Origin of the sequence: Lysobacter cavernae (assembly GCF_042648505.1) — a bacterium.
GTDB classification, from domain to species: Bacteria; Pseudomonadota; Gammaproteobacteria; order Xanthomonadales; family Xanthomonadaceae; genus Lysobacter_L; species Lysobacter_L cavernae.
On record NZ_JBHRXK010000006.1, the window covers coordinates 77046 to 100575 of the forward strand.

Sequence of the window (23530 nt, forward strand, 5' to 3'; positions counted from 1 at the left end):
CGAAGTGTTTTTTTGAACGGGCAGCGGCCGGGGGTATTCCCGGCCGCGTGCCGTGTCGCGGGGCCCGTGGGCCGCCGACTCAGTACTTGAAGCGGAAGTTCAGGTAGTACTGGCGACCGTTGTTGTAGAACGCCTGCGGATGGCCATCGGCCACGTAGTAGCTCAGTTCCGGGTCGTTGAGGTTCAGCGCATCCAGCGAGATCGACAGCCAGTCGGTCGCCTTGAAGCCGACCGAGGCCGACAGCGTGCCGAAGTCGTCCTGGAAGTACTGATTGGCGCGCAGCATGCCGTGGTAGAACGACGAGCGGAACGTGTAGCCGATACGGGCGTTCCAGCGGTCGTTCTCGAACCAGCCCGACACGTTGTAGGTGTTCTTCGAGGTGCCCACCAGCGCGTCGCCACCATCGGCCTCGCCATCGGCGTAGGTGTAGTTGGCCGAGATGCCGAAGTAGTCGCCGATCGGCTGCTCGTAGGTCAACTCCACGCCCTTGACCTTGCCGTCGCTGTTGACCGGCAGGGTGACCTCGTAGTTCTCGATCATGCCGGTCTGGTCATTGACGTACGGGCGCACCACGGTGCCGTACTTGACGTAATTGTCCAGGTCCATCGAGAAGATGCTGGCCGCCAACAGGCCACGTTCGACGAAGTACCACTCCAGCGAAGCGTCGAAGTTGGTCGAGATGATCGGGTCCAGTTCCGGATTGCCGGCCGAACCGGTGTGGGTCAGGTTGGACAGCGACACCGAACCGGCCAGCGCCGAGTAGTCCGGCATGGTCATCGTCTGCGACGCCGCCAGGCGCATCACCAGGTCGTCACCGAAGTTGTAGCGGAAGTTGGCACTCGGCAGGACCTTCTGGTGCGAGTTCTTGTCACGCACGCGGATGAAACCACCAAACAGGCTGACCACGTCCGGCGCCTGGCCGCTGCCGGCGACGCTGTCGAAGTAACGGATGTCCTGGCTGACATCGACATAGCGCAGGCCGGCGTTACCGCTCCAGTTGTCGCCCTCGAAGTTGAACTGGACGTAGGCCGCGGTGTTGTCTTCGGTGATGTTGAACTCGCTGGCGTAGTTCTCGCGGGCACCGTCCTTGCGCACGGTCGAGTTGTTCTTGACCGCCTGCTCCAGCGCGTCCTGGGTGAAGTACCAGATGTTGGTCGGGAAGCTGCCGCCCAGGGCACTGCCGAAGTCGTTCGGGTAGTTGCCCACCGGTGCACCGGCCAGCGCGCCGGCGATGTTGCCCGGGTCGGAGCCGTACGGGCTGTTCACTTCGCGGGAGTGCTGCGAGTAACGGGCACCGAAGTTGATCGACGACAGCACGCCGCCGTTGCCGTACCAGGTGGCGTCCAGGTTCAGCCAGTCTTCCTTGTCGATGACGTCGAAGTACTGGATGCCCCAGGTGCCGAAGCCGGCGGTGGTCGGGCCCGACGGGTTGTTGAGGTACCAGTTGACGGTGCTGTCGGTGCCGCGCACCTGCCAGCCGCCGCCGCTGGTGCCGGTCACGACCTCGGCGATGTTCTGCGTCGGCGTCGAACCCTCGCCCTTGGTGTGGCCGATCTGCGACTTCAGCGAGAAGCTGTCGTTGACGTCCCAGTCGGCGTCGAAGGTGACGTAACCGGTCTTCGCCGCCGATTCCGGACGCGAGATCATGTCGTAGATGCCGTTGCCGATCGGGTTGCCGTCGGCGCCTACGGCGCCGGCATAGTCGGCCTTGACCAGGGTGCCGTCTTGCACCACGTAACCCGGCAGCGGCGCCACGCGCGGCACGAAGTTGCCGGTGTGCAGCATGTAGTTGCGGTTGTAGTTGGCCGCGTCCATGTCGGAATAGAACGCGCTCAGGCCCAGGGTCAGATCGTCGCTGGGCTTGGCCTGGAATTCGAGCAGGCCGCCCTTGCGCTCACGGGTCTGGCTGAAATACGCCGAGCCCGGCAGGCTGGGGTACTTCACGCCGACCAGGTCGGGGTTGGTGGCCGCCACCGGATCGGTCGGGGCGATGGTGAGGAAGCCGCCGACGATTTCCTGGCCGTCGCGGCGCAGCTCGCGCTCCTGGTAGAACATCTGCGCCATGAAGCCGAAGGTGTTGGCGTCGTTCTTGTAGTTGAACAGGCCGCTGACCTGCGGCTTGGTGCTGCCGGCCAGGTCGGAGTAGACCGCGCCCAGCGTGCCCTCGGCCGAGATCTGGTTGGCGAACTCGAGCGGCTTGCGGGTGATGACGTTGACCGAGCCGGCGCTGCCGCCTTCGATGAAGCGGGCTTCGGAGGTCTTGTTGACGATGGCCTGGCTGACGATTTCCGACGGCAGCAACGAGTAGCTGACGCTGCGGCCGACGGTCTCGGTCTGGCTGAGGATGAACCAGTCGGCGCTGGCGATGGTGTGGCCGTTGACCAGGGTCTGGGTCAGGCTCGGGCTGGTGCCGCGCAGGCTGATGCGGTCGTTCTCGTCGAAGCCGCCTTCATTGGCGCTGGAGGAGCTGGTGCTCACGCCCGGCAGGCGCTGCAGGGTGTCGGCGACGTTGTGCGCCGGCAGCTTGCCCACGTCCTCGGCCGTGACGGCCTCGATGTGCGTGGCGGCGTTGCGCTTGGTGTCCAGCGACTTTTCCTGCGACGCGCGGATGCCGGTGACGATCACCGCGTCCAGGTCGGTGGCCTCCTGCGACGAGGCGGCCGGTGCCTGTGCCGCTTCCGGTGCAGTGGTCTGCTGCGCCATAGCGGATCCGGCGAAGCCGAGCGCCGCGACAATACTGACCGACAACATGGTTTTGCGAAGTTTCATTGCTCTCCCTCCCACGGGCTTGTGTGCGACTTCGCCGTGCTGATCTGTTGATCAGCGCTTCGGCGTCATGTGTCCGATGCCGCGCCCGGCTCGCGCCGTGGCCCGGTTCCGTTTGGTTGCGCGGCATTGCTGCCGCCCTGCTCTTGCACGTACTCCAGGTACCAGCTGGCGGCGCCGATCACGCCCAGCCGTTCGTTCTCGATCAGCCGCACCGGCACGCGCTCGAGCGCGGCGTGCATCACGCCCTTGTTGAGCAGGCGCGCCTGGAAAGTGCTGTGCGGCAGGAAATCCTTGAGCTGCGGCAACAGGCCGCCGGCGATGAACACCGACTTGGCGCTGCTGACCGAGATCAAATCGCCGATCACGCTGCCGAGCAGCGCGCAGAACGTCAGCACCGCCTCGCCGGCAGCGTTGTCGCCGCGCCGTGCCGCTTCGGTGATCGCGGCCGGGGCGCGCAGACTCGGCTCGATGCCGTCGAGCGCGCAGATCGCGTCGTACAGGTTGACCAGGCCCGGCCCGGAGACCAGCTGCTCGGTCGGCACGTGGCCGCCGCTGCGCTGCTGCAGCCAACGCAGGATGTCGATCTCGCGTGCATTGCCCGGGGCGAAGGCGGTATGCCCGGCTTCGGTCGGCAGCACCACGGTGCCGCCACGGTGCGGAATGCGCACGGCGGCGCCGAGGCCGGTGCCCGGACCGACGACCAGCACCGGGCCGGGGGCCGACTCGGCCACGCCGGGCGTGAGCAGGGTCGAATCGCTGGGGTCCATGCACTGCGCGGCATGGGCCGCGGCCTGGAAGTCGTTGATGACCAGGATGTCGTGCAGGCCCAGCTCGCGGCGCAGCTCGGACAGCGAGATGCGCCACGGCAGGTTGGAATTGATCACCGTGTCGTCGAGCACCACGCCGGCGCTGGCGATGGCGACGCGGTCGACACCGGCGCAGCCGCCGTTGGCGGCGATGAAGTCGGCCAGGATCGCCGCCAGGCTCGGGTAATCGGCGCACACGTACTTGCGGTGCGCCAGCACGGCGACCGCGTTTTCACCGGGGCCACCGGCGCGGACCAGGCCGACGCGGGTGTGGGTGCCGCCGACATCGGCGGCGATGAAGCGCGGGTCGGGCTGGGCGATGGGGTGCACGGCGTTCACCGCAGACACCGGCCGGCGCGCGCGCGCAGCGCGGTCCCGTGTCGGCTGATCCGGTTTGGTGACTCGCTCCAATCCCACTGCATGCCTCCCTCCGTTGACCGCCGGCGCCCCACCGGCGTGGCCGAGACTGCCCTCCAAATGACAACGTTGTCAACAAGGTGTTACGAAATTGTTGTAAGCCCTTGCAAATCCGAGCCAGGCCCCGCCTGTATTGATGCATCGCAACATCGCCAAACTCCCTGTTCATGTTGTTCGGTGGCGCGATTTGAGGCGCAGATGTCTGGCTTGCCGGTCAAACTTATGACAACGTTGAGTCAACGGATGTCGTACGAGCCATCGAGCTCGGTGCAGACGTGACGCGGCGGGGCGGCTCCCCCGCATTCCTTGGGAGGGGAGTCTCAATGTCCACATCCACCGCCGCCGGGCGCAGCCACTACGGCTCGATCGCGATCATCGGCGCGCTGTTCTTCATCTTCGGCTTCGTCACCTGGCTCAACGGCCCGCTGATCTCGTTCGCGCAGCTGGCCTTCGATGTCAGTGAATCGCTGGCCTTCCTGATTCCCAGCGCGTTCTACATCTCGTACTTCGTGCTCGCGCTGCCGTCGTCGCTCATCCTCAAGAAGACCGGCATGAAGAAGGGCATGGCGCTGGGCCTGTTCCTGATGGCGGTGGGCGCGGTGGTGTTCGGCCAGTACACGACGCAGCGTGTCTATGGCGGCGCGGTCAGTGGCATCTTCATCATCGGCGCCGGCCTGGCGATCCTGCAGACCGCCTCCAACCCCTACATCAGCATCCTCGGCCCGATCGAGGGCGCGGCGCAGCGGATCGCGGTGATGGGCATCTGCAACAAGCTCGCCGGCTGGGCCGCGCCGTACGTCATCGGCACGCTGGTGATGCACGGCATGGGCGACGTCGCCAGTCGCGTCGCCGGCGCCGATGCAGCGAGCAAGGAGCAGATCCTCAACGACTTCGCCGCGCGCATCCACGACCCGTACATGCTGATGGCCGGCCTGCTGGCGCTGCTCTCGGTCGCCATCCTGTTCTCGCCGTTGCCGGAAATCCGCGCCGAAGACGTCAATGCCGACGGCGGCAAGAGCGGTTCGCGCAGCCTGTTCCAGTTCCCGCATGTGTGGCTGGGCGCGCTGTGCATCTTCGTCTACGTCGGCGTGGAAGTGATGGCCGGCGACGCCATCGGCACCTACGGCCAGGCGTTTGGCCTGCCGCTGGACGAGACCAAGTTCTTCACCGGCTTCACCCTGGCCGCGATGCTGCTGGGCTACATCATCGGCCTGGTCCTGATCCCGCGCTTCATCTCGCAGGAGCGCTACCTGAGCCTCTCCGCCGTCCTCGGCGTCGCGCTGGCCACCGGCGCACTGCTCACCCACGGTTACGTGTCGGTGTACTTCGTCGCCGCGCTGGGCTTCGCCAACGCGATGATGTGGCCGGCGATCTTCCCACTGGCGATCCAGGGCCTGGGCCGCTTGACCGAAAAGGGCTCGGCGCTGCTGATCATGGGCATCGCCGGCGGCGCGGTGATCCCGCAGCTGTTCGTGCACTTCAAGCAGCATTTCGACTTCCAGGCGGTGTTCTTCGCGCTGGTGGTGCCGTGCTACCTGTACATCCTGTACTTTGCGCTGCGCGGCCACCGTGCCGGCCTGACGCGCGCCGCGGTCAACGGCACGGCGGCGACGCAGAACGGTTGACACTCCAGCCTCCGGCTTCGGTGCAGCCGAAGCCGGAGGGCCCCAGACGCCCGCGCACGTCATTCACATCGCCGGCGCGGGTGGTTAGGCTAGTCGCATCTCCGCCGTGTCGGCCGACACGGCGGTTTCGTCGGCGGCGCTGCTGCCGAAATCACGCGAGGCTTCGGTGCGCAGACCCACGATCAAAGACGTCGCCGAGCGCGCCGAGGTTTCGCTCAAGACCGTCTCACGCGTCATCAACGACGAACCCAGCGTGCAGGCCAGCACGCGCGACCGCGTGCAGCAGGCGATCGCCGCACTGGGCTACCAGCCCGACCCGTCGGCGCGCAGCCTGCGCAGCGCGCAGCCGTACGCGCTCGGCCTGGTCTACGACAACCCCAATCCCTATTACGTGATCGCGGTGCAGGCCGGCGTGTTGTCGGTGTGCCGCGAGACCGGTTACGGCCTGCAGATCCATCCCTGCGACTCGTCGTCGAAGAACCTGGCCAGCGAACTGATCGACCTGGTCCAGCACTCGCGCCTGGCCGGGCTGGTGCTGGCGCCGCCGATGTCGGAGCGCAACGAGCTGGTCACCGAGCTGGTCGCGCACGGCGTGCGCCTGGTGCGCATCGTCTCGGCCGCGGCCGACCCGCAGGACGGCAGCGCCTGCGTCTACGTCGACGACCGCGACGCCGCCTACGACATCACCGAGCACCTGATCCAGCTCGGCCACAGCCGCATCGGCTTCCTCTGGGGCGGCCAGTCGCACGGCTCCTCGTGGGAGCGCTACAAGGGCTACGAGGACGCGCTGCGCGAGTACGGCATCGAGCTCGACCCGGCGCTGGTGGTCGAGGGCGACTACTCGTTCGACGACGGCTTCCGTGGCGCGAGGCGCCTGTTCGCCCTGCCCGACCGGCCGACCGCGATCTTCGGCAGCAACGACGAGATCGCCGCCGGCGTGCTCGCCGCCGCCAAGTCCAGTGGCATGAACGTGCCCTACGACCTGTCCATCGCCGGTTTCGAGGACAGCCCGTTCTCCAAGCAGAGCTGGCCGGCGCTGACCACCGCCAAGCAGGCCACCCAGGAGATCGCCCAGCACGCCGCGCGCCGGCTGCTGCAGGAGATCCGCGAGCACGCGCCGCTCAAGCCGCTGCCCAACGAGGGCTTCAGCCCGGAGCTGGTGGTGCGCGGCTCGACCGCGCCGCCACGCCCCAAGCCCTGACGCCGACGGCCGCACGGCCGTCACCGCCCTTTATCGTCGGTACGCGCAGCCTGCTGCGCGACGATCGCACGCGCACGACGCGGCGGTCTTTGCACCGTCGTTTCGTGCACCATCGTTCGGTACGGCAGAACCCACGCGAACGGAGACGTCTGCATGTCGGCCCAACCCGAAACGCCACAGACCCTGCCACCCGCTCCGCCCGCGCCCGAGGCGCTGCGCGACCCGGCGCTGGTGTCCGTGTTCGAACACGACCGCGCCCTGGTCAAGCTTGGCCGCGGCATCCACGTGCTCAAGGCGATCGACTGGCCGCTGGAACTGGAGCAGCGCTTTCTCGACGGCTGGCGCGCCGGCCGCCCGGAACTGCCCGCCCCGCCCACGCAGGCGCAAGCGCTGGCAGCGGAGATCGAGGCCCTCGATGCCTTGATGCACCGCATCGACCGGGGCCACCCGCTCGGCCAGTGGCTGTACAAGACCGCCTGGAGTTATCGCGTCGCGGCGCAGATGCTGGCCAGCGTCGGCACGCCCGAGTACACGCGTTGCGCGACCCTGCTGTATGGCCGCCCCGATCATCTGTACCCCAGTCAGGACGCGACCAACGCCGATGCCGCGCGCGAGTTGCTGCGGGTCACCGACGAACTGATCAACGACCGCCTGCTGCCCGAGGTGCCGAGCGACATCGAAGCGCCCGAGTTCGCCCGGCGCCTGCGTGAGCGCATCGACCCGTTCTTCGACCGCGATCGGGTCGAGGTCGTGCTCGATCCGGCGTTGCCGTCCAAGGCCACCGCCGGCAGCAAGCGCGTGACCCTGCGTTCGACCGCCGTGTTCTCCGAACGCGACCTGGAGCAGCTGATCCAGCACGAGGCCTTCATCCACACGGCCACCTCGCTCAACGGCAAGCACCAGCCGTATCTCACCGCGCTCGGCCTGGGCGCGCCACGCACCACGCGCGCACAGGAAGGCCTGGCGACGTTCTCGGAGATCATCACCGGCGCCATCGACATCGCGCGCCTGCGCCGTGTCGCCTTGCGCGTGGTGATGGTCGAGCGCGCGCTCGACGGCGCCGACTTCATCGAGGTCTTCCGCGGCTTCCTCGATGCCGGACAGAGCGAAGTCGAAAGCTATCGCAGCGCGGCGCGCGTGTTCCGTGGCGGCGACGTGCGCGGGCGCGTGTGCTTCACCAAGGACGGCGCGTACCTGGAGGGCGTGCTGCGCATCTACGCCTTCATCTGCAAGGCGTTGCAGGAAGGCCGCGGCGAACTGCTGCCGCTGCTGTTCGCCGGACGCGTGACGGTTGCCGACACGGTGCTGCTGGAGCCCTACCGCAACAACGGCCTGATCGTGCCGCCGCGCTACCTGCCACCGTGGGCGCGCGACCCGCAGCGGGTGCTGTCGATCATGGCGTTCTCGACCGTGGTGCAGCGGCTGCGGCTGGACCGCCTGACGGTGCAGCGCTTCGTCGACTCGGAGGACGAGATCATCGAGGCCTCCGGCATCGGCGATTGACTGGCCGCCGACGGCAGGGCCGCGCGCACCGCGCCAGGCCTGCCGTCTTGCCGCGCGGTACGCGACGGACGCGGATCAGGCGCGCAGCAGGGTCGCCGCGCGGGCCAGGGCTTCGATCGCGCCCCATTCCTCGGCCGCGAGCAGGCGTGACGGCGTGATCCAGGAGCCGCCGACGCAGGCCACGTTGGGCGTGGCCAGGTAGTCGCGGGCGTTGTGCGCGCCGATGCCGCCGGTGGCGCAGAAACGGATCTCCGGCAGCGGGCCGTGCAGCGAGCGCAGCGCGGCAGCGCCGCCGGCGGCTTCGGCCGGGAAGAATTTCTGGAAGATGAAACCGTGCTCGGACAGCGTCATCGCCTCGCTGGCGGTGGCGGCGCCCGGCAGCCACGGCAGCGCCGAATCCTTGGCCGCGGCGATCAGCGCCGGCGTCGAGCCGGGCGATACGGCGAAACGCGCGCCGGCTGCTTCCGCGTCCTTCAGGTCCTGCGGCTTGCGCACGGTGCCGACGCCGACGATGGCGCCTTCGACCTGATCGGCAATCGCACGCACCGCATCGAGCGCGGCGCGCGTGCGGAGGGTGATTTCGATCGCCGGAATGCCTCCGGCGACCAGCGCGCGCGCCAGCGACACGGCGTGTTTGGCGTCTTCGATCACCACCACCGGCATCACCGGGGCGACGTGCAGTACGGATTCGAGCAGGCTCATTCAATTCTCCAACTGTTGTTTGCTGTCACCCCCGCGAAGGCATGTCCTGCGCGGGGGTGACGGAATGGATTTGCTGTGGCGTGGCGTGTCACGGCACAAGGCCGAAGATGCCGCCACCGGCATCGGCGGCGGCGGCAGCGTTACGGAATACCGTGAACAGTTCACGGCCCATGCCGAACTGGTTGGTCGACAGGTCGGCGCTGGCGGCCTCGCGCGCGTTCCAATCGGCGACGTCGACCTGCACCTCAAGCGTGCCGGCGTGCGCGTCCAGCCGCAGCACGTCGCCGTCGCGCAACCGGGCGATGGCGCCACCGCAGGCCGCTTCCGGACTGACGTGGATGGCGGCGGGCACCTGGCCGGACGCGCCGGACATGCGCCCATCGGTGACCAGGGCGACGCGGTGGCCGCGCTTCTGCAGCACCGACAGCGTCGGCGTGAGCTGGTGCAGCTCGGGCATGCCATTGGCGCGCGGGCCCTGGAAACGCACGACCACAATCACGTCGCGGTCGAGCTCGCCGCGTTCGAAGGCCTGCTTGACCTCGTGCTGCTCGGCAAACACCCGGCACGGCGCTTCAATCACGAAGCGGTCTTCCGGCACCGCCGAAACCTTGATCGCGGCGCTGCCGAGCGGGCCGCGCAGCATGCGCAGGCCGCCGTCGGCACGGAACGGCTCGGCGACCGGGCGCAGGACCGTGGGATCGCCGCTGCGCCCGGTCGCCGGCACGTAATCGAGCTGGCGTTGCGCATCCAGTCGCGCCTCGACGCGGTAGCGCGCCAGGCCCGGGCCGGCGATGGTTTCGACATCACCGTGGACCAGGCCGGCGTCGAGCAGCTCGCCGATCAGGTAGGCCAGACCGCCGGCGGCGTGGAAGTGGTTCACGTCGGCACTGCCGTTGGGGTACACGCGCGCCAGCAACGGCACCGCATGCGACAGCGCCTCGAAATCCTCCAGGCGCAGGTCGATGCCGGCCGCCGCGGCGATCGCGATCAGGTGCAGCAGGTGGTTGGTCGAGCCACCCGTCGCGTGCAGGCCGACCACGCCGTTGACGATGGCGCGCTCGTCGATGATCCGCCCGACCGGACGGTAGTCGTCACCGAGCGCGGTGATCGCGGCGGCGCGGCGCGCGGCCTGTGCGGTCAGAGCATCGCGCAGCGGGTCGTCGGGGTTGATGAAGCTGGCGCCAGGCAGGTGCAGGCCCATCAGCTCCATCAGCATCTGGTTGGAATTGGCGGTGCCGTAGAACGTGCAGGTGCCGGGGCCGTGGTAGCTCGCCGCCTCGGCTTCGAGCAGTTCCTCGCGCGTGGCCTTGCCCTCCGCGTAGCGCTGGCGCACGCGCGACTTCTCGTCGTTGGGCAGGCCCGAGCTCATCGGCCCGGCCGGCACGAAGATCGCCGGCAGGTGGCCGAAGCTGAGCGCGCCGATCAGCAGGCCCGGCACGATCTTGTCGCACACGCCCAGGTACAGCGCGGCGTCGAACATGTCGTGCGACAGCGCCACCGCCGTCGACAGCGCGATCACCTCGCGCGAGAACAGCGACAGCTCCATGCCGGTGCGGCCCTGGGTCACGCCGTCGCACATCGCCGGCACGCCGCCGGCGACCTGCGCGGTCGCGCCGACGCTGCGCGCGGCCTGCTTGAGCAGGAACGGGAAGCGCTCCAGCGGCTGGTGCGCGGAGAGCATGTCGTTGTAGGCGGTGACGATGCCGAGGTTGGGCGCATGGCCGCCGCGCAGCGCGGCCTTGTCGCCGGCGCCGCAGGCGGCAAAGCCGTGGGCGAGGTTGCCGCACGACAGCGTGGCGCGATGCGGGCCGTGGCCGGCGGCGGCGTCGATGCGGGCGAGGTAGGCGGCGCGGTGCGTGCGGCTGCGCTCGCGGATGCGGTCGGTGACTTCGGCGATGGTGGGGTGCAGGGTCATTGCGGGTCGCTCGATTGCGGGACGCTTGGTGGTACTTGTGACTTGCTTGCGGCGTTTCGGCCGGCCCTTCACCCGTCATTCCCGCGAAGGCGGGAATCCAGGGACGTTGCTTCTGCTTTTGAGTCAGCGCTGGTAGCCCGGGTAAGCGCAGCGCACCCGGGGACGAGCAAAAGCCAAAGCTTCCGTCCGCTATCGCGGCCGGGTCACTTTCTTTTGCTGGCCCAAAAGAAAGTGACCAAAGAAAACGGCCTTCCTCGACTCGGCAAACCTAAGGTTTCGTTGTTATGGGGATTTTCCGACTCGCCTTCCTGGCTCGGTCGGAAAACGACGTGCATCCATGCACGTCACCCTTCGGGTCTGGAGACTCCTCGGGCATTCGCAGATCAATCAACATCACGGACTCCAAAACAACTGCGGCACCACCGGCGCACCGGCCAGCACCGAACGAATCGGCAGCGTCGAGCGCGGATCGCGTGCGGCGGTGTCGAGCACCTCGCGTTTCTTCGCGCCCTCGATGTGCAGGTACAGCGCCGGCGCGGTGAAAATCGCGCTCAGCGTCAGCGTCATGCGCGGTTCCGGCGCGGCGGCACTGCGGATCGCCAACACCGGCGCACGGCCGCTGGGTTGCAGGCCGATGTCGCGGTGGCCCTTGCAGTGCGCGCCCAGGTCCGGGAACAACGACGCGATGTGGCCGTCCTCGCCCATGCCCAGCACCACCGCATCCAGCGGCAACGCCTCGTTGGTGACCCGGGTCAGCACCGGCAGCAGCGCCGACTCCGGGGTCGGCGTCGGCCGCCGCAGCGGCAACAGCTGTGCCTGCGCGGCCGCGCCCTGCAGCAAGGTCTCGCGCAGCAGGCGCTCGTTCGAACGCGGGTGATCCGGCTCGACCCAGCGGTCGTCGACCGGCACTACCAGCACGTGCGCCCAATCCAGGGTCTGCTTCGACAACTCGGTGAGGAACGCGCGCGGCGTGCTGCCGCCGGACACGGCTAGACGCGCGCGGCCGCGCCGCGCGATCGCGCCGCGCAGGTCGGCGGCGACGGCTTTGGCCAGGGCCGAAGCCAGCGTCGCACTGTCGTCGAAAACGTGCTCGCGCAGCGGCAGCGGGTCGGGGGTGAGCACGGTCAGTCGCTCTGCATGCAGTCGTTCAGCCCGCATCTTCATGCCAGGTCCTTCCGTCGCGTTCGATCAGGGCCACGGCGGCGCTGGGGCCCCAACTGCCGGCGGTGTAGGGTTTGGGCGCATCGCTGCTGGCCTGCCAGGCGTTGCGGATCGGATCGATCCAGTCCCACGCCGCCTCGACCTCGTCGCGGCGCATGAACAGCATCGCGTTGCCACGCACCACGTCCATCAGCAGGCGCTCGTAGGCCTCGGGCTGGCGGCCGCCGAAAGTCTCGGCGAAGCTCAGATCCATCGGCACGCGACGCAGGCGCAGGCCGCCGGGGCCGGGCACCTTGTTCATCAGCCACAGCTTCACGCCCTCGTCGGGCTGCAGGCGGATGACCAGCTGGTTCGGCGCGATCGGCTCGGCCAGTTCGCCGAAGATCGAATGCGGCACCTGGCGGAACGTCACCACGATCTCGGACATGCGCTCGGCCAGGCGCTTGCCGGTGCGCAGGTAGAACGGCACGCCGGCCCAGCGCCAGTTGCGCACCTCGGCCTTGAGCGCGACGAAGGTTTCGGTGCGCGAGTCGTCGCGGCCGAGTTCGTCCAGGTAGCCCGGCACCGGCCGGCCCTCGACCGCGCCGGCGCGGTACTGGCCGCGCACGGTCAGCTGCGAGGTCGCGCCGTTCTCGATCGGGCGCAGCGCGCGCAGCACCTTCAACTTCTCGTCGCGGATCGCGTCGGCGGCCAGCGATGACGGCGGCTCCATCGCCACCAGGCACAGCAGCTGCAGCAGGTGGTTCTGCACCATGTCGCGCAGCGCGCCGGACTTGTCGTAGTAGCTGGCGCGGCGCTCCAGACCGACGGTCTCGGCCACGGTGATCTGCACGTGATCGATGTGCTCGGCCTTCCACAGCGGCTCGAACAGCGCGTTGCCGAAGCGCAGCGCGGTCAGGTTCTGCACCGTCTCCTTACCCAGGTAATGGTCGATGCGGTAGATCTGCGACTCGGCGAAGACATGGCCGAGAGCGTCGTTGATCGCGGCGGCGCTGGCGCCGTCGTGGCCGATCGGTTTTTCCACGACCACGCGCGTGGTCTCGCCGGTCAGGCCGTGCGCCTGCAGGCGCGCACCGACGCTGCCGAACAGGTCCGGGCCAACGGCGAGGTAGAACACGCGCACGCGTTCGCTGTCGACGCGCTGCGGATCGGTGAGTTCGGTGGCCAGCTCCGCCCAGCCGGCGTCGGCGTTGAGGTCGATGCGGCGGTAGTGCAGCAAGTCGAGGAACGGCTCGAGCGCGGTGGGCGCGCGCGGGTCGTCGGCCAGCGACTTCTGCAGCGCCTCGCGGACGCGGGCCCGATAGGCGCCGTCGTCCTGGCTGTCGCGGGCCAGGCCGTAGAGCCGGGTGCCGGCGACGATCTGGCCGTCGACGTAACGGTGGAACAGGGCCGGCAGCAACTTGCGCAGGGCGAGGTCGCCCGTGCCACCGAAGATGATCAGATCGAAAGGCGCCATCGGCGCGGCAGCGGGGGTCACGGCACTCTCCACGAAAGCAAGACCAGAACCATACCAGTGACGATACCAGTCAAATACCAGCCGCGCAAACACCGTTCGCCAAAGGATTTATTGAATACGTACTGGGGGCCATGTTGCCGCATTGGTATCTCACTGGTATTGTTACGCCATGGAGACCTATCTGGTCAACGAGTTCCGCCGCCAGACCGACGCGCGCCGCGCGCCGGCCTACGAGCACCTGCGCCGCACCCTGCAGCACGCCATCGAGAACGGTGAGTTGACCGCCGGCCAGGCCCTGCCCGGCGAACGCGAACTGGGCAAGCTGCTCGACCTGTCGCGCGTCACCGTGCGCAAGGCGATCGCCGGCCTGGTCGGCGACGGCCTGCTGCTGCAGCGCCAGGGCGCCGGCACCTTCGTCGCCGAGCGCATCGTCAAATCCTTTTCCAAGCTGACCAGCTTCACCGACGACCTGCGCGCGCGCGGGCTCGACCCAAAATCGGTGTTTCTGGAGCGCGCCATCGGCGAGGTCACGCCCGACGAGGCGATGGCGCTGAACCTGTCGCCCGGCGCGCAGGTGGTGCGTTACTACCGTCTGCGCACCGCCGGCGATCAGGCGCTGGCGCTGGAGCGCACCGTGGTGCCGCAGAGCGTGCTGGCCGACCCCGAACTGGTCGTCAACTCGCTGTACGACGCCTTCGATCGCCTCGGCCTGCGCCCGACCCGCGCCCTGCAGCGGCTGCGCGCGATCGCCTTCGATGCCGAGCAGGCGCGCTTGATGAACCTCGCCGAGGGCAGCCCCGGACTGTTCATCGAGCGCCGCACTTTCCTCGACGACGGCCGTGTCGTCGAATACACGCGCTCGTTCTATCGCGGTGATGCGTACGATTTTGTCGCGGAGTTGCAGAGCGAATGAGTGCGGCCGCAGCCTTCGCTGGCGCTGCGGCTTTTGAACAGCCGACCAGCTTTCCAGACCCGAAGGGCGGCGTGCATGGATGCACGCCGTTTTCCGACCGAGCCAGGGATGGCGAGTCGGAAAATCCCCTTAACTCTTCCGATCACTTGATTGGTTTGTCGAGGGCTGCCGTTTCTTTTGGTTACTTTTCTTTGGGCAAGCAAAGAAAAGTGACCCGGCCGCGGCAGCGGGCGGAAGCGTTGGCTGTTGTTCTCAACGACACACCACGGCAAGAGCAACGTCCCTGGATCCCCGCCTGCGCGGGGATGACGAACAAGAGCAGCGGCAAAAGCCGGCGCACATCCATGTGCGCCGCCCTTCGGGTCTAGCAATCTGCTCGGCTGCTCACAAGAAAAAAACAACAAATGCGCCCACTTGCTCGGGCACCACACACCAACCCGGATCACCCAGAGTCATGATCGCCGCCACCACGACCAAGATGTACGCCGAAGCGCAGGAGACGGCCGACGCCGTCGCCCGCCAGTTCGCCGCCAACGCCGACGTCATCGACGCACTGGTCGCGCAGCTGAAAGCCAACCCGCCGCGCTTCATCGTCACCTGCGCGCGCGGCAGCTCCGACCACGCCGCCACCTACGGCAAGTACCTGTTCGAGACCACGCTGGGCCTGATCACCGCCTCGGCCTCGCCGTCGGTGGGTTCGGTCTATGCGGTGCAGCCACACCTGGACGGCGCGCTGTTCGTCGCGATCTCGCAGTCGGGCAAGAGTCCCGACCTGGTGCGCAACGCGCAGATCGCCAAGGCCGCCGGCGCCCGGGTCGTGGCCCTGGTCAACGTCGAGGACTCACCGCTGGCGCAACTGGCCGACACCGTGATCCCGCTGCGTGCCGGCCCGGAGAACAGCGTCGCGGCGACCAAGAGCTACCTGTGCTCGCTGGCCGCGCTGTTGCAGCTGACCGCGCGCTGGAGCGGCGATGCCAAGCTGCTGGCCGCACTCGATGCCCTGCCCGACGCGCTGCGCGCGGCCTGGGCGCAGGACTGGTCGGCGCTGGTCGATGGCCTCAAGGACGCGCGCAACCTGTTCGTGGTCGGCCGTGGCCTCGGCCTCGGTGCGGCGCAGGAGGCGGCGCTGAAATTCAAGGAAACCTGCGGCCTGCACGCCGAGGCGTTCTCCTCGGCCGAGGTCAAGCACGGCCCGATGGCGATCGTCGGCCCGGGCTTCCCGGTGCTGGCCTTCGCCCAGGACGACGACACCGGCGCCAGCACGGTCGCGGTGATCGAGGAATTCCACAAGCGCGGCGCGCCGGTGTGGCTGGCGCGTCCAGGCGCGCACCGTGACGATGCGCTGCCGATGCCGGCCTCGCCGCACCCGGCCTGTACGCCGCTGCTGGCGATACAGAGCTTCTACAGGGCGGTGAATGCACTGGCCGTGGCGCGCGGGCACAACCCCGACGTGCCGCCGCACCTCAACAAGGTCACCGAGACGGTCTGAGGCCGATCATGTCCAGCGCGCCGCACACCCTGGTTTTCCATAACGGTCCCGTGCTCACCCAGCGCGGCTTCGAGGAGGACGTCAGCGTCGTCGTCGAGGACGGCCATATCGTCGCCGTGCTGCCGGGCGAGGCCGCGGGCCAGGGCGCGCAAGTCGTCGACCTACAGGGCCGGTATCTGGTGCCGGGCTTCATCGACACCCAGGTCAACGGCGGCGGCGACGTGCTGTTCAACGACGAGCCCACCGTCGACGGCCTGCGCCGGATAGCCACAGCGCACCGCAAGTTCGGTACCACCGGGCTGATGCCGACGCTGATCAGCGACGACGTCGCGGTGATGTGCCGCGCCATCGCCGCCACGCGCGAGGCGATCGAACAGGACGTGCCGGGCATCCTCGGCATCCATCTGGAAGGGCCGTACCTCAATGCCGCGCGCAAGGGCGTGCACGACCCGGCCAAGTTCCACACGCCCGGCACCGAGGAGCTCGACATGATCGCCTCGCTCGACAACGGCAAGACCCTGCTGACACTGGCGCCGGAGCGGTTCCCGGCCGAGACCCTGCGCGCGTTGGCCGCGCGCGGCGTGGTCCTCGCCGCCGGCCACACCGCGGCCAGCTACGAACAACTGCGCGACGGCTTTGCCGCCGGCATCCGCGGCGTCACCCACCTGTTCAACGCGATGACGCCGATGAACAGCCGCGAGCCGGGCGGGGTCGGTGCCGCGCTGGAAAATCCCGACGCCTGGTGCGGCCTGATCGTCGACGGCCACCACGTCCACGATGCCTCGCTGCGCGTGGCGATCGCCGCACGCCCGCGCGGCAAGATGATGCTGGTCACCGACGCGATGCCACCGGTCGGTGGCGAGCGCGAGGACTTCGAGCTGTACGGCGTGACGATGAGCTGCCGCGACGGCCTGTGCAGCACCGCCGACGGCACCCTGGCCGGCTCGGCGCTGGACATGGCCACGGCCGTGCGCAACACCGTGCAGCGCCTGGGCCTGCCATTGGAAGAGGCCTGCCGCATGGCATCGGCCTACCCGGCCGACTTCCTCGGCCTGGGCCACCTGCTGGGCCACATCGCCCCGGGTTACCGCGCCGACCTGGCGGTGCTCGACCGCGAGCTGCACGTGCGCGGCACCTGGATTGGCGGCGCCGCGGGCTGAAGAAAAGCACTCCACCTCGGCACGTTCGTCCTGCGTAGCGCAGCGAAGTTGAAAGATCCGGCAGGTCGCTGAGACCTGGTTGGCCCGCTCATCCTTCGACTCCAACGCTGCGCGCCTACAGGACGAACGGTGCAAGGAGACGGGGGACCAGACCCTGAACAGGCCTGGGCCGTGATTCTCCGTTGGATGGCGAAGCTCTCCTGAGGGCCCGGATAGCTCCGATCGGCCCTATTTGGTCGCGCTGCTACAATTCCGGGTCTTTGCCCGGCACTTTCGACCGGCCCCGGATGGGGCGGCGACGCGTTGCCCGGCAGTCCTCGCAGCCACCACGCGGCGTACCGCCGCGACGAGCCATGCCCATGACCAGCACCGCCGAACTCAGCTCGCCGTCCTCGGCCAACACCGCGCTCACCAACTCGGTGCTCGACACCGACTACTCGCTCGAGCACAAGTACAGCCGCGAGAAGGGCCGCATCTACCTCAGCGGCGTGCAGGCACTGGTGCGGCTGCCGCTGATGCAGCGCCTGCGCGACGAAGCCGCCGGCCTCAACACCGCCGGTTTCATTTCCGGCTACCGCGGCTCCCCGCTCGGCGGTTTCGACCTGGAGCTGTGGCGTGCGCGCAAGTTCCTGGAGAACGCCGGCGTCAAGTTCACCCCCGGCCTCAACGAGGACCTCGGCGCGACGATGGTCTGGGGCACGCAGCAGACCAACCTGTTCCCCGGCGCCAAGGTCCAGGGCGTGTACGGCATGTGGTACGGCAAGGGCCCGGGCGTGGACCGCACCGGCGACGTGTTCAAGCACGCCAATGCCGCCGGCACCTCGCAGTACGGCGGCGTGCTGGCGCTGGCGGCCGACGACCACGCCTGCCGTTCCTCGACGCTGCCGCACGGCTCGGAAGACGAGTTCGTCAGCGCGATGATGCCGATCCTCAACCCGGCCGGCGTGCAGGACATCCTCGACATGGGCCTGCTCGGCTGGGCGATGTCGCGCTACACCGGCCGCTGGGTCGGCTTCAAGACGATCGCCGAGACGGTGGAGTCCTCGGCCTCGGTCGAGGTCGACCCGATGGCCACGCGGATTGTCTTGCCGGACGACTTCGAGATGCCGGCCGGCGGCCTCAACATCCGCTGGCCGGACCCGCCGATGAACCAGGAGATGCGCCTGCACAAGTACGCGGTCAAGGCCGCGCAGGCCTTCGCCCGTGCCAACCAGATCGACCGCATCGTCATCGACTCACCGCGCGCGCGCCTGGGCATCGTCACCACCGGCAAGTCGTACCTGGACGTGCTGCAGGCGCTGGAATACCTGGGCCTGGACGAGCAGGCCTGCGCCGATCTCGGCATCCGCGTCTACAAGGTCGGCATGACCTGGCCGCTGGAGCCGGTCGGCATCACCCGCTTCGCGCAAGGGCTCGAGGACATCGTCGTCGTCGAGGAGAAGCGCGCCTTCATCGAGCGGCAGATGAAGGAGACCATGTACAACTGGTCGCACGGCGCGCGCCCCAGCATCGTCGGCAAGTACGACGAGTCCGGCGAGTGGATCCTGCCGAGCACCGGCGAGCTGACCCCGGCCACCATCGCCGGCGTCATCGGCCGCCGCATCCAGAAGTTCCACAACTCCGAGCACATCGAGAACGTGCTGCGCTGGATGACCGAGAAGGAGTCCGAGCTGGCGCTGCCGCGTGCGCAGTTCCCGCGCGTGCCGCATTACTGCTCGGGCTGCCCGCACAACACCTCGACCGTGGTGCCGGAAGGCTCGCGCGCGCTTGGCGGCATCGGTTGCCATTACATGGTGACCTGGATGGACCGCAGCACCGACACCTTCACCCACATGGGCGGCGAAGGCGTGACGTGGTCGGGCCAGGCGGCGTTCACCGAAACGCCGCACGTGTTCCAGAACCTCGGCGACGGTACCTACTTCCATTCCGGCTCGCTGGCGATCCGCCAGTCGGTCGCCACCGGCGTCAACATCACCTACAAGATCCTCTACAACGACGCGGTCGCGATGACCGGCGGCCAGCCGGTGGACGGCACGCTGTCGGTGCCGCAGATCGCCCAGCAGGTGCGCTCTGAGGGCGTGCAGACCATCGTGCTGGTGTCGGACGACATCGCCAAGTGGTCGGACAAGAGCATTTTCCCGAGCGGTCTCGAATATTTCGATCGCAAGGAACTCGACAACGTGCAGAAGCGCCTGCGCGAAGTGAAGGGCACGTCCGTCCTGATCTACGACCAGACCTGCGCCACCGAGAAGCGCCGCCGCCGCAAGCGCGGCAAGATGGTCGATCCGCAAAAGCGCGTGATGGTCAATTCGCTGGTCTGCGAGGGCTGCGGCGACTGCGGCAAGAAGTCGTTCTGCGTGTCGGTGCTGCCGAAGGAAACCGAGTTCGGCCGCAAGCGCGAGATCGACCAGTCCAACTGCAACAAGGACTACAGCTGCGTCAACGGCTTCTGCCCGAGCTTCGTCACCGTCGAAGGCGGCGGTTTGAAGAAAAAGAAAGGCAGCAACGCCAAGGATCGCCTCGCCGACCTGCCGATGCCGCAGATCGCCAGCGACCTGTCGCAGCCCTGGAACATCCTGCTCACCGGCGTCGGCGGTACCGGCGTGGTCACCATCGGCGCGCTGCTGGGCATGGCCGGGCACCTGGAGGGCAAGGGTTCGTCCGTGCTCGACCAGACCGGCCTGGCGCAGAAGGGCGGCGCGGTGACCACGCACATCCGCATCGCGCGCACACCGGCCGACATCCACGCCGTGCGCATCGCCGCCGGTGAAGCCGACCTGGTGCTGGGCTGCGACATGGTCGTGGTCAACGATTACTGGGTGCTGTCGAAGATGCGCGCCGGTCGTTCGCGCGTCGTGCTCAACAGCTACGAGGCGATGCCCGGCACCTTCACCACGCGCCCGGACATGCAGTTCCCGGCCACCGACATCATCGCCGCGGTCAAGGTCGCGCTCGGTGGCAACCCGCGCGCCGATCAAAACATGCACGTCGTCGACGCCACGCAGCTGGCGACCGCGCTGATGGGCGATGCCATCGCCACCAACCTGTTCATCCTCGGCTACGCCTGGCAGCAGGGCCTGGTGCCGCTGTCGCTGGACTCGCTGATGCGCGCGGTCGAACTCAACGGCGCCGCGATCGAGATGAACAAGACCGCGTTCGCCTGGGGCCGCCTGGCCGTGATCGACCCGGCCGCCGTGGCTGCGGCCGCCGGCCTGATCCGCAACGCCCCGACCGCGGCCGAAGCCACGCCAGGCACGCTGCCGATGCTGTCGCCCGGCCCGTGGGAAAGCACCGAATGGGGCGCCACGTCGGCGCCGCGCAGCACGCGCAAGGAAGACGAGCTGCGCCACGTGCCGGCGCACGGCGGCGACAACATCGCCTTCCTGCCGCTGGACGATGTGCGCCTGTCGCGTTCGCTGGACGAGCTGGTCGAGCGCCGCGTCAAGTTCCTCACTGACTACCAGGACGCCGCCTACGCCAAGCGTTACAGCGATTTCGTCGCACGCGTGCACGCCGCCGAACGCAACGTCGCCGGCACCACCGACCTGACTGAGGCCGTCGCCCGTTACGCCTTCAAGCTGATGGCCTACAAGGACGAGTACGAAGTCGCGCGCCTGTACACCAGCGGCGATTTCAAGAAGAAGCTGGAGCAGCAGTTCGACGGCGACTACAAGCTCAAGTTCCACCTCGCCCCGCCGCTGTTGGCCAAGAAGGACGCGCAGGGCCGCCTGATCAAGCAGGAATTCGGCCCGTGGGTGTTCACCGCGTTCAAGCTGATGGCCAAGCTGCGCTTCCTGCGCGGCGGCGCCTTCGACATCTTTGGCAAGACCGAAGAGCGCAGGATGGAGCGCCAGCTGATCGAGGATTACTTCACCACCGTCAACGGCCTGCTCGGCGCGCTCGACCGCGGCAACGTCGCCTTGGCCGCCGAGATCGCCAGCATTCCCGAGCACATCCGCGGCTACGGCCACGTCAAGGAAGACCACCTGCACAAGGCCAAGGCGCGTGAGGCCGAGCTGTTGAAGGAGTGGAACAACCCGCTGCGGATCGTCAAGGTCGCGTAAGCGCACCTCGCCACGGATTGAAAGCAAGCCCCGCATGCGCGGGGCTTGTTGTATGGCCGATGCGCTATCGCACCGGCGAGCGTGTCACTTCGGCGCGTAGATCTTCGACAGCCGGTCCGGCATGCCGGCGATGCGTTCCAGATGCGGGTACTTCAACCCGTCGCGGTAATCCAGGCGCACGGTCTTGACCACTTCGCCGTGCTTCACCACCAGCTCGATCGGGCGCTGGCCGTCGCGGTTGGCCTTGATCGCATCCTCCAGCCGCTCGTTCTCGAAGGCGTAGCCGTTGATCGCCAACAGCGTGCTGCCCGGGGCGATACCGGCGTCGAACGCCGGGCCGTCCCAGCGCACGCCGCCGACGGTCGCGTCCTTGTTCGACACGGTCATGCCGAGCGAGGCGCTGTAGTCGGCGGACTTGCGATCGCCCTGCACGGTCTTGTGGTAGGCGCTGGGGGTATCGGTGTAGACCAGCTTCCAGCCGCTGCCGGCCAGGCCGTCGAGTGGCGCGGCATTGGCGTCGACACGCTCGCGCAGGAAGCTCGCCCAGTCGTGCTTGACCACGCCGTCTAGGGTGCGCACGACCTCGTCGAAGTCGTAGGGATTGACGTCCCAGTCGCCGTCGTTGACGCCGAAGAACGCCTTGGCGAAGTCGTCGAGCGAACGCTTGTCGCCGCTCAGCGCGCGCAGCTTGGCATCGACCGCGAGCCAGATCAGCTGGCCGGCGCTGTAGTAGTCCTCGCTGAGTTGCCAGCTGCGGTAGGCCTGCGGTTTGCGCGCGTTGATGATCGGGTCGAACGTGGTGTCCTGGACGTTGCGCCAGGCGAAGCCGGGGCGGTCGTTGCTGTAGGTCGCCACCGTCAGCGCCAGCGCGTCGCGCGCCTGCTCGGCCGTCCACAGGCCCGAGCGCGCGGCCAGCACGACGCCCCAGTACTGTGTCTGGCCCTCGTACACCCACAGCAGGGTGTCGCTCATCGGCACGTTGAAGCTGGGCGTGGCCAGGTCGGCTGGGCGCCGGTACTTGCCGTTCCAGGAATGGGTGAATTCGTGCGGCAGCAGGTCGCGGTCGGGCGCGTTCTTGTCCCAGTCGGTGAAGTATTCGGGGCCAACCCCATTCTCGCTGGAGCGCTGGTGCTCCAGGCCGTTGCCGCCCATCTGGTCGGACAGCGAGAACAGGAAGTCGTAGTGGTCGTAGTGGCGCGCGCCAAACAGCTTGTAGGCCTGGTCGACCAGCTTGCGGTGCGCGGCGATCTGCTCGGGCTTGGCCTCGAGGTACTTGGGGTCGTCGGCGACTATGTTGAGTCGCACCGGCACCTTGGCGCCGGGGTCGAGGTCGACCTGCTTGAAATAGCGGCCGGCGTAGACCGGTGAGTCCAGCAGCACGTCGAACGGCACCGGCCGGTAACGCACCGTGTCGCCGTCGCGCGCGGCCACCTCCAGCGCGGTGCCGGCCTGCCAGCCGGCGGGATACTTCACCGTCGGCGCGATCTGCACGCGCCGCGCGTAATGCCCGGCCGGGTACAGCGCGACCTGGTTCCACTGCAGGTTGAGCATGTCCTGGGTCATGGTGATGCGGCCCTGCTCGCCGGCGGTCGGCGTCAGCACGTCGAAGCCGACCTGCAGCTCGCTGACACCGTCGGGCACGACCAGCCGGAACGCGTAGACGTCGAGCGGATCGCGGCGCCAGTCGATGCGCTGGCCGTTGCCGCTGATCTTCAGCCCGGCGACGCGGTTGATCGGGCCGCTGGGCGAGTGGTTGCCGGGGATCCACTGCGGGTACAGCAGCGTCAGCGGGCCGGGCCGCACCGGAATCGTCTGCGTGGCATGGAACACGCGGTGCGCCAGGTCGGTGGCATCGACGGTCAGCGTCAGCGTGCCGGGATAGGCCACATCCTGCGGCGGCGCGGTCTGCGCCTGGGCCATGGAGGACAACGACAGCAATGCGGCGGCGAGCGTGCTCAGGCGCAGCGCGCCGGACAACGGACGAAGCATGGATCGACCCCTGAAGGTTGCGGTAAATGTTGACGCGGTGAATCCCGCATCCTCGGTGCAGCGGCCGGCGCCGCCCCCTGCCATTCGGCACGGTTGGCGTGACCACGGCCACGTTCGCCCGCTTGGGCAAAGTCGTCGGCCCGCGCTCAGACCGGCCGGCCGCTCTCGCGCATCAACTGGTCGAACCGGGTCCAGCTGAGCTTGCGCCGGTAGACCTTGTTGGTCGGCCGCCATTCGATCGCGCCCTTGGACACCAGCAGGGTGCCGAAGCGCTTGCCGTCGCGCTCGACGACGAATTCGATGTCCTCGCGACCCAGCTCGCGCTTGGGCAGGTTGAAGATGACCTTGTGTGCCATGCG

The 23530-nt window shown here is 68.2% G+C and carries 16 protein-coding genes; 8 read left to right on the top strand and 8 right to left on the bottom strand.

Annotated elements, in window-relative coordinates:
* Positions 1-79: 79 nt before the first annotated feature.
* Both ACFOLC_RS13010 and ACFOLC_RS13015 read right to left on the bottom strand, forming a co-directional pair.
* Positions 80-2770, bottom strand: coding sequence for a TonB-dependent receptor (locus ACFOLC_RS13010; RefSeq protein ID WP_386759688.1), 2691 nt, complete (start codon positions 2768-2770; stop codon positions 80-82).
* A 65-nt stretch (positions 2771-2835) separates the two neighbouring features.
* Positions 2836-3915 (bottom strand): glucokinase, encoded by a 1080-nt coding sequence (locus ACFOLC_RS13015; RefSeq protein ID WP_386759689.1) that lies wholly within the window; start codon positions 3913-3915, stop codon positions 2836-2838.
* A gap of 401 nt (positions 3916-4316) precedes the next feature.
* Between ACFOLC_RS13015 and ACFOLC_RS13020 the strand changes: the two genes are divergently transcribed.
* From ACFOLC_RS13020 to ACFOLC_RS13030, 3 genes are all read left to right on the top strand, one after another.
* A complete protein-coding gene (locus ACFOLC_RS13020; protein ID WP_386759690.1) occupies positions 4317-5618 on the top strand; it encodes a sugar MFS transporter in 1302 nt (433 codons plus the stop codon).
* Between the two features lie 166 nt (positions 5619-5784).
* On the top strand, positions 5785-6819 hold the full coding sequence (locus tag ACFOLC_RS13025) for a LacI family DNA-binding transcriptional regulator (protein ID WP_386759755.1): 1035 nt from the start codon (positions 5785-5787) through the stop codon (positions 6817-6819).
* A gap of 153 nt (positions 6820-6972) precedes the next feature.
* The gene (locus tag ACFOLC_RS13030; protein WP_386759691.1) at positions 6973-8322 is read left to right on the top strand and encodes a flavohemoglobin expression-modulating QEGLA motif protein; all 1350 of its coding nucleotides are present in this window, start codon (positions 6973-6975) and stop codon (positions 8320-8322) included.
* A 75-nt stretch (positions 8323-8397) separates the two neighbouring features.
* Here the strand turns inward: ACFOLC_RS13030 and eda are convergent, their stop codons facing one another.
* The 4 genes from eda to zwf form a co-directional block, all read right to left on the bottom strand.
* Entirely contained in the window at positions 8398-9024 is a 627-nt protein-coding gene (gene eda / locus ACFOLC_RS13035; protein ID WP_386759692.1) for a bifunctional 4-hydroxy-2-oxoglutarate aldolase/2-dehydro-3-deoxy-phosphogluconate aldolase, read from the bottom strand.
* Positions 9025-9112: 88 nt separating this feature from the next.
* Positions 9113-10939, bottom strand: coding sequence for a phosphogluconate dehydratase (edd, locus tag ACFOLC_RS13040; protein WP_386759693.1), 1827 nt, complete (start codon positions 10937-10939; stop codon positions 9113-9115).
* A 393-nt stretch (positions 10940-11332) separates the two neighbouring features.
* Positions 11333-12103, bottom strand: coding sequence for a 6-phosphogluconolactonase (gene pgl, locus ACFOLC_RS13045; RefSeq protein ID WP_386759694.1), 771 nt, complete (start codon positions 12101-12103; stop codon positions 11333-11335).
* Positions 12087-13577: a glucose-6-phosphate dehydrogenase gene (zwf, locus tag ACFOLC_RS13050; RefSeq protein ID WP_449284298.1), complete on the bottom strand. Its 1491-nt coding sequence runs from the start codon at positions 13575-13577 to the stop codon at positions 12087-12089. The genes pgl and zwf overlap by 17 nt, the downstream gene beginning before the upstream one ends.
* Before the next feature lie 148 nt (positions 13578-13725).
* Here zwf and ACFOLC_RS13055 point away from each other — a divergent pair, with 148 nt between their 5' ends.
* The 5 genes from ACFOLC_RS13055 (at position 13726) to ACFOLC_RS13075 (ending at position 21182) form a co-directional block, all read left to right on the top strand.
* The gene (locus ACFOLC_RS13055) at positions 13726-14469 is read left to right on the top strand and encodes a GntR family transcriptional regulator (RefSeq protein ID WP_386759695.1); all 744 of its coding nucleotides are present in this window, start codon (positions 13726-13728) and stop codon (positions 14467-14469) included.
* Positions 14466-14837, top strand: a complete 372-nt coding sequence (locus ACFOLC_RS13060; protein WP_386759696.1) for a hypothetical protein — start codon at positions 14466-14468, stop codon at positions 14835-14837. Before ACFOLC_RS13055 ends, ACFOLC_RS13060 begins: the two co-directional genes overlap by 4 nt.
* A gap of 86 nt (positions 14838-14923) precedes the next feature.
* Positions 14924-15958 (top strand): SIS domain-containing protein, encoded by a 1035-nt coding sequence (locus ACFOLC_RS13065; protein WP_386759697.1) that lies wholly within the window; start codon positions 14924-14926, stop codon positions 15956-15958.
* Between the two features lie 8 nt (positions 15959-15966).
* Entirely contained in the window at positions 15967-17118 is a 1152-nt protein-coding gene (nagA, locus tag ACFOLC_RS13070) for an N-acetylglucosamine-6-phosphate deacetylase (RefSeq protein WP_386759698.1), read from the top strand.
* 359 nt (positions 17119-17477) lie between these two features.
* The gene (locus ACFOLC_RS13075; protein WP_386759699.1) at positions 17478-21182 is read left to right on the top strand and encodes an indolepyruvate ferredoxin oxidoreductase family protein; all 3705 of its coding nucleotides are present in this window, start codon (positions 17478-17480) and stop codon (positions 21180-21182) included.
* An 84-nt stretch (positions 21183-21266) separates the two neighbouring features.
* On the opposite strand, the gene ACFOLC_RS13080 is transcribed toward ACFOLC_RS13075, so the two are convergent.
* Complete coding sequence (locus tag ACFOLC_RS13080; RefSeq protein ID WP_449284299.1) at positions 21267-23147, bottom strand: M61 family metallopeptidase; 1881 nt, start codon at positions 23145-23147, stop codon at positions 21267-21269.
* A gap of 170 nt (positions 23148-23317) precedes the next feature.
* A complete protein-coding gene (locus ACFOLC_RS13085; protein WP_386759701.1) occupies positions 23318-23527 on the bottom strand; it encodes a hypothetical protein in 210 nt (69 codons plus the stop codon).
* Positions 23528-23530: the final 3 nt, after the last annotated feature.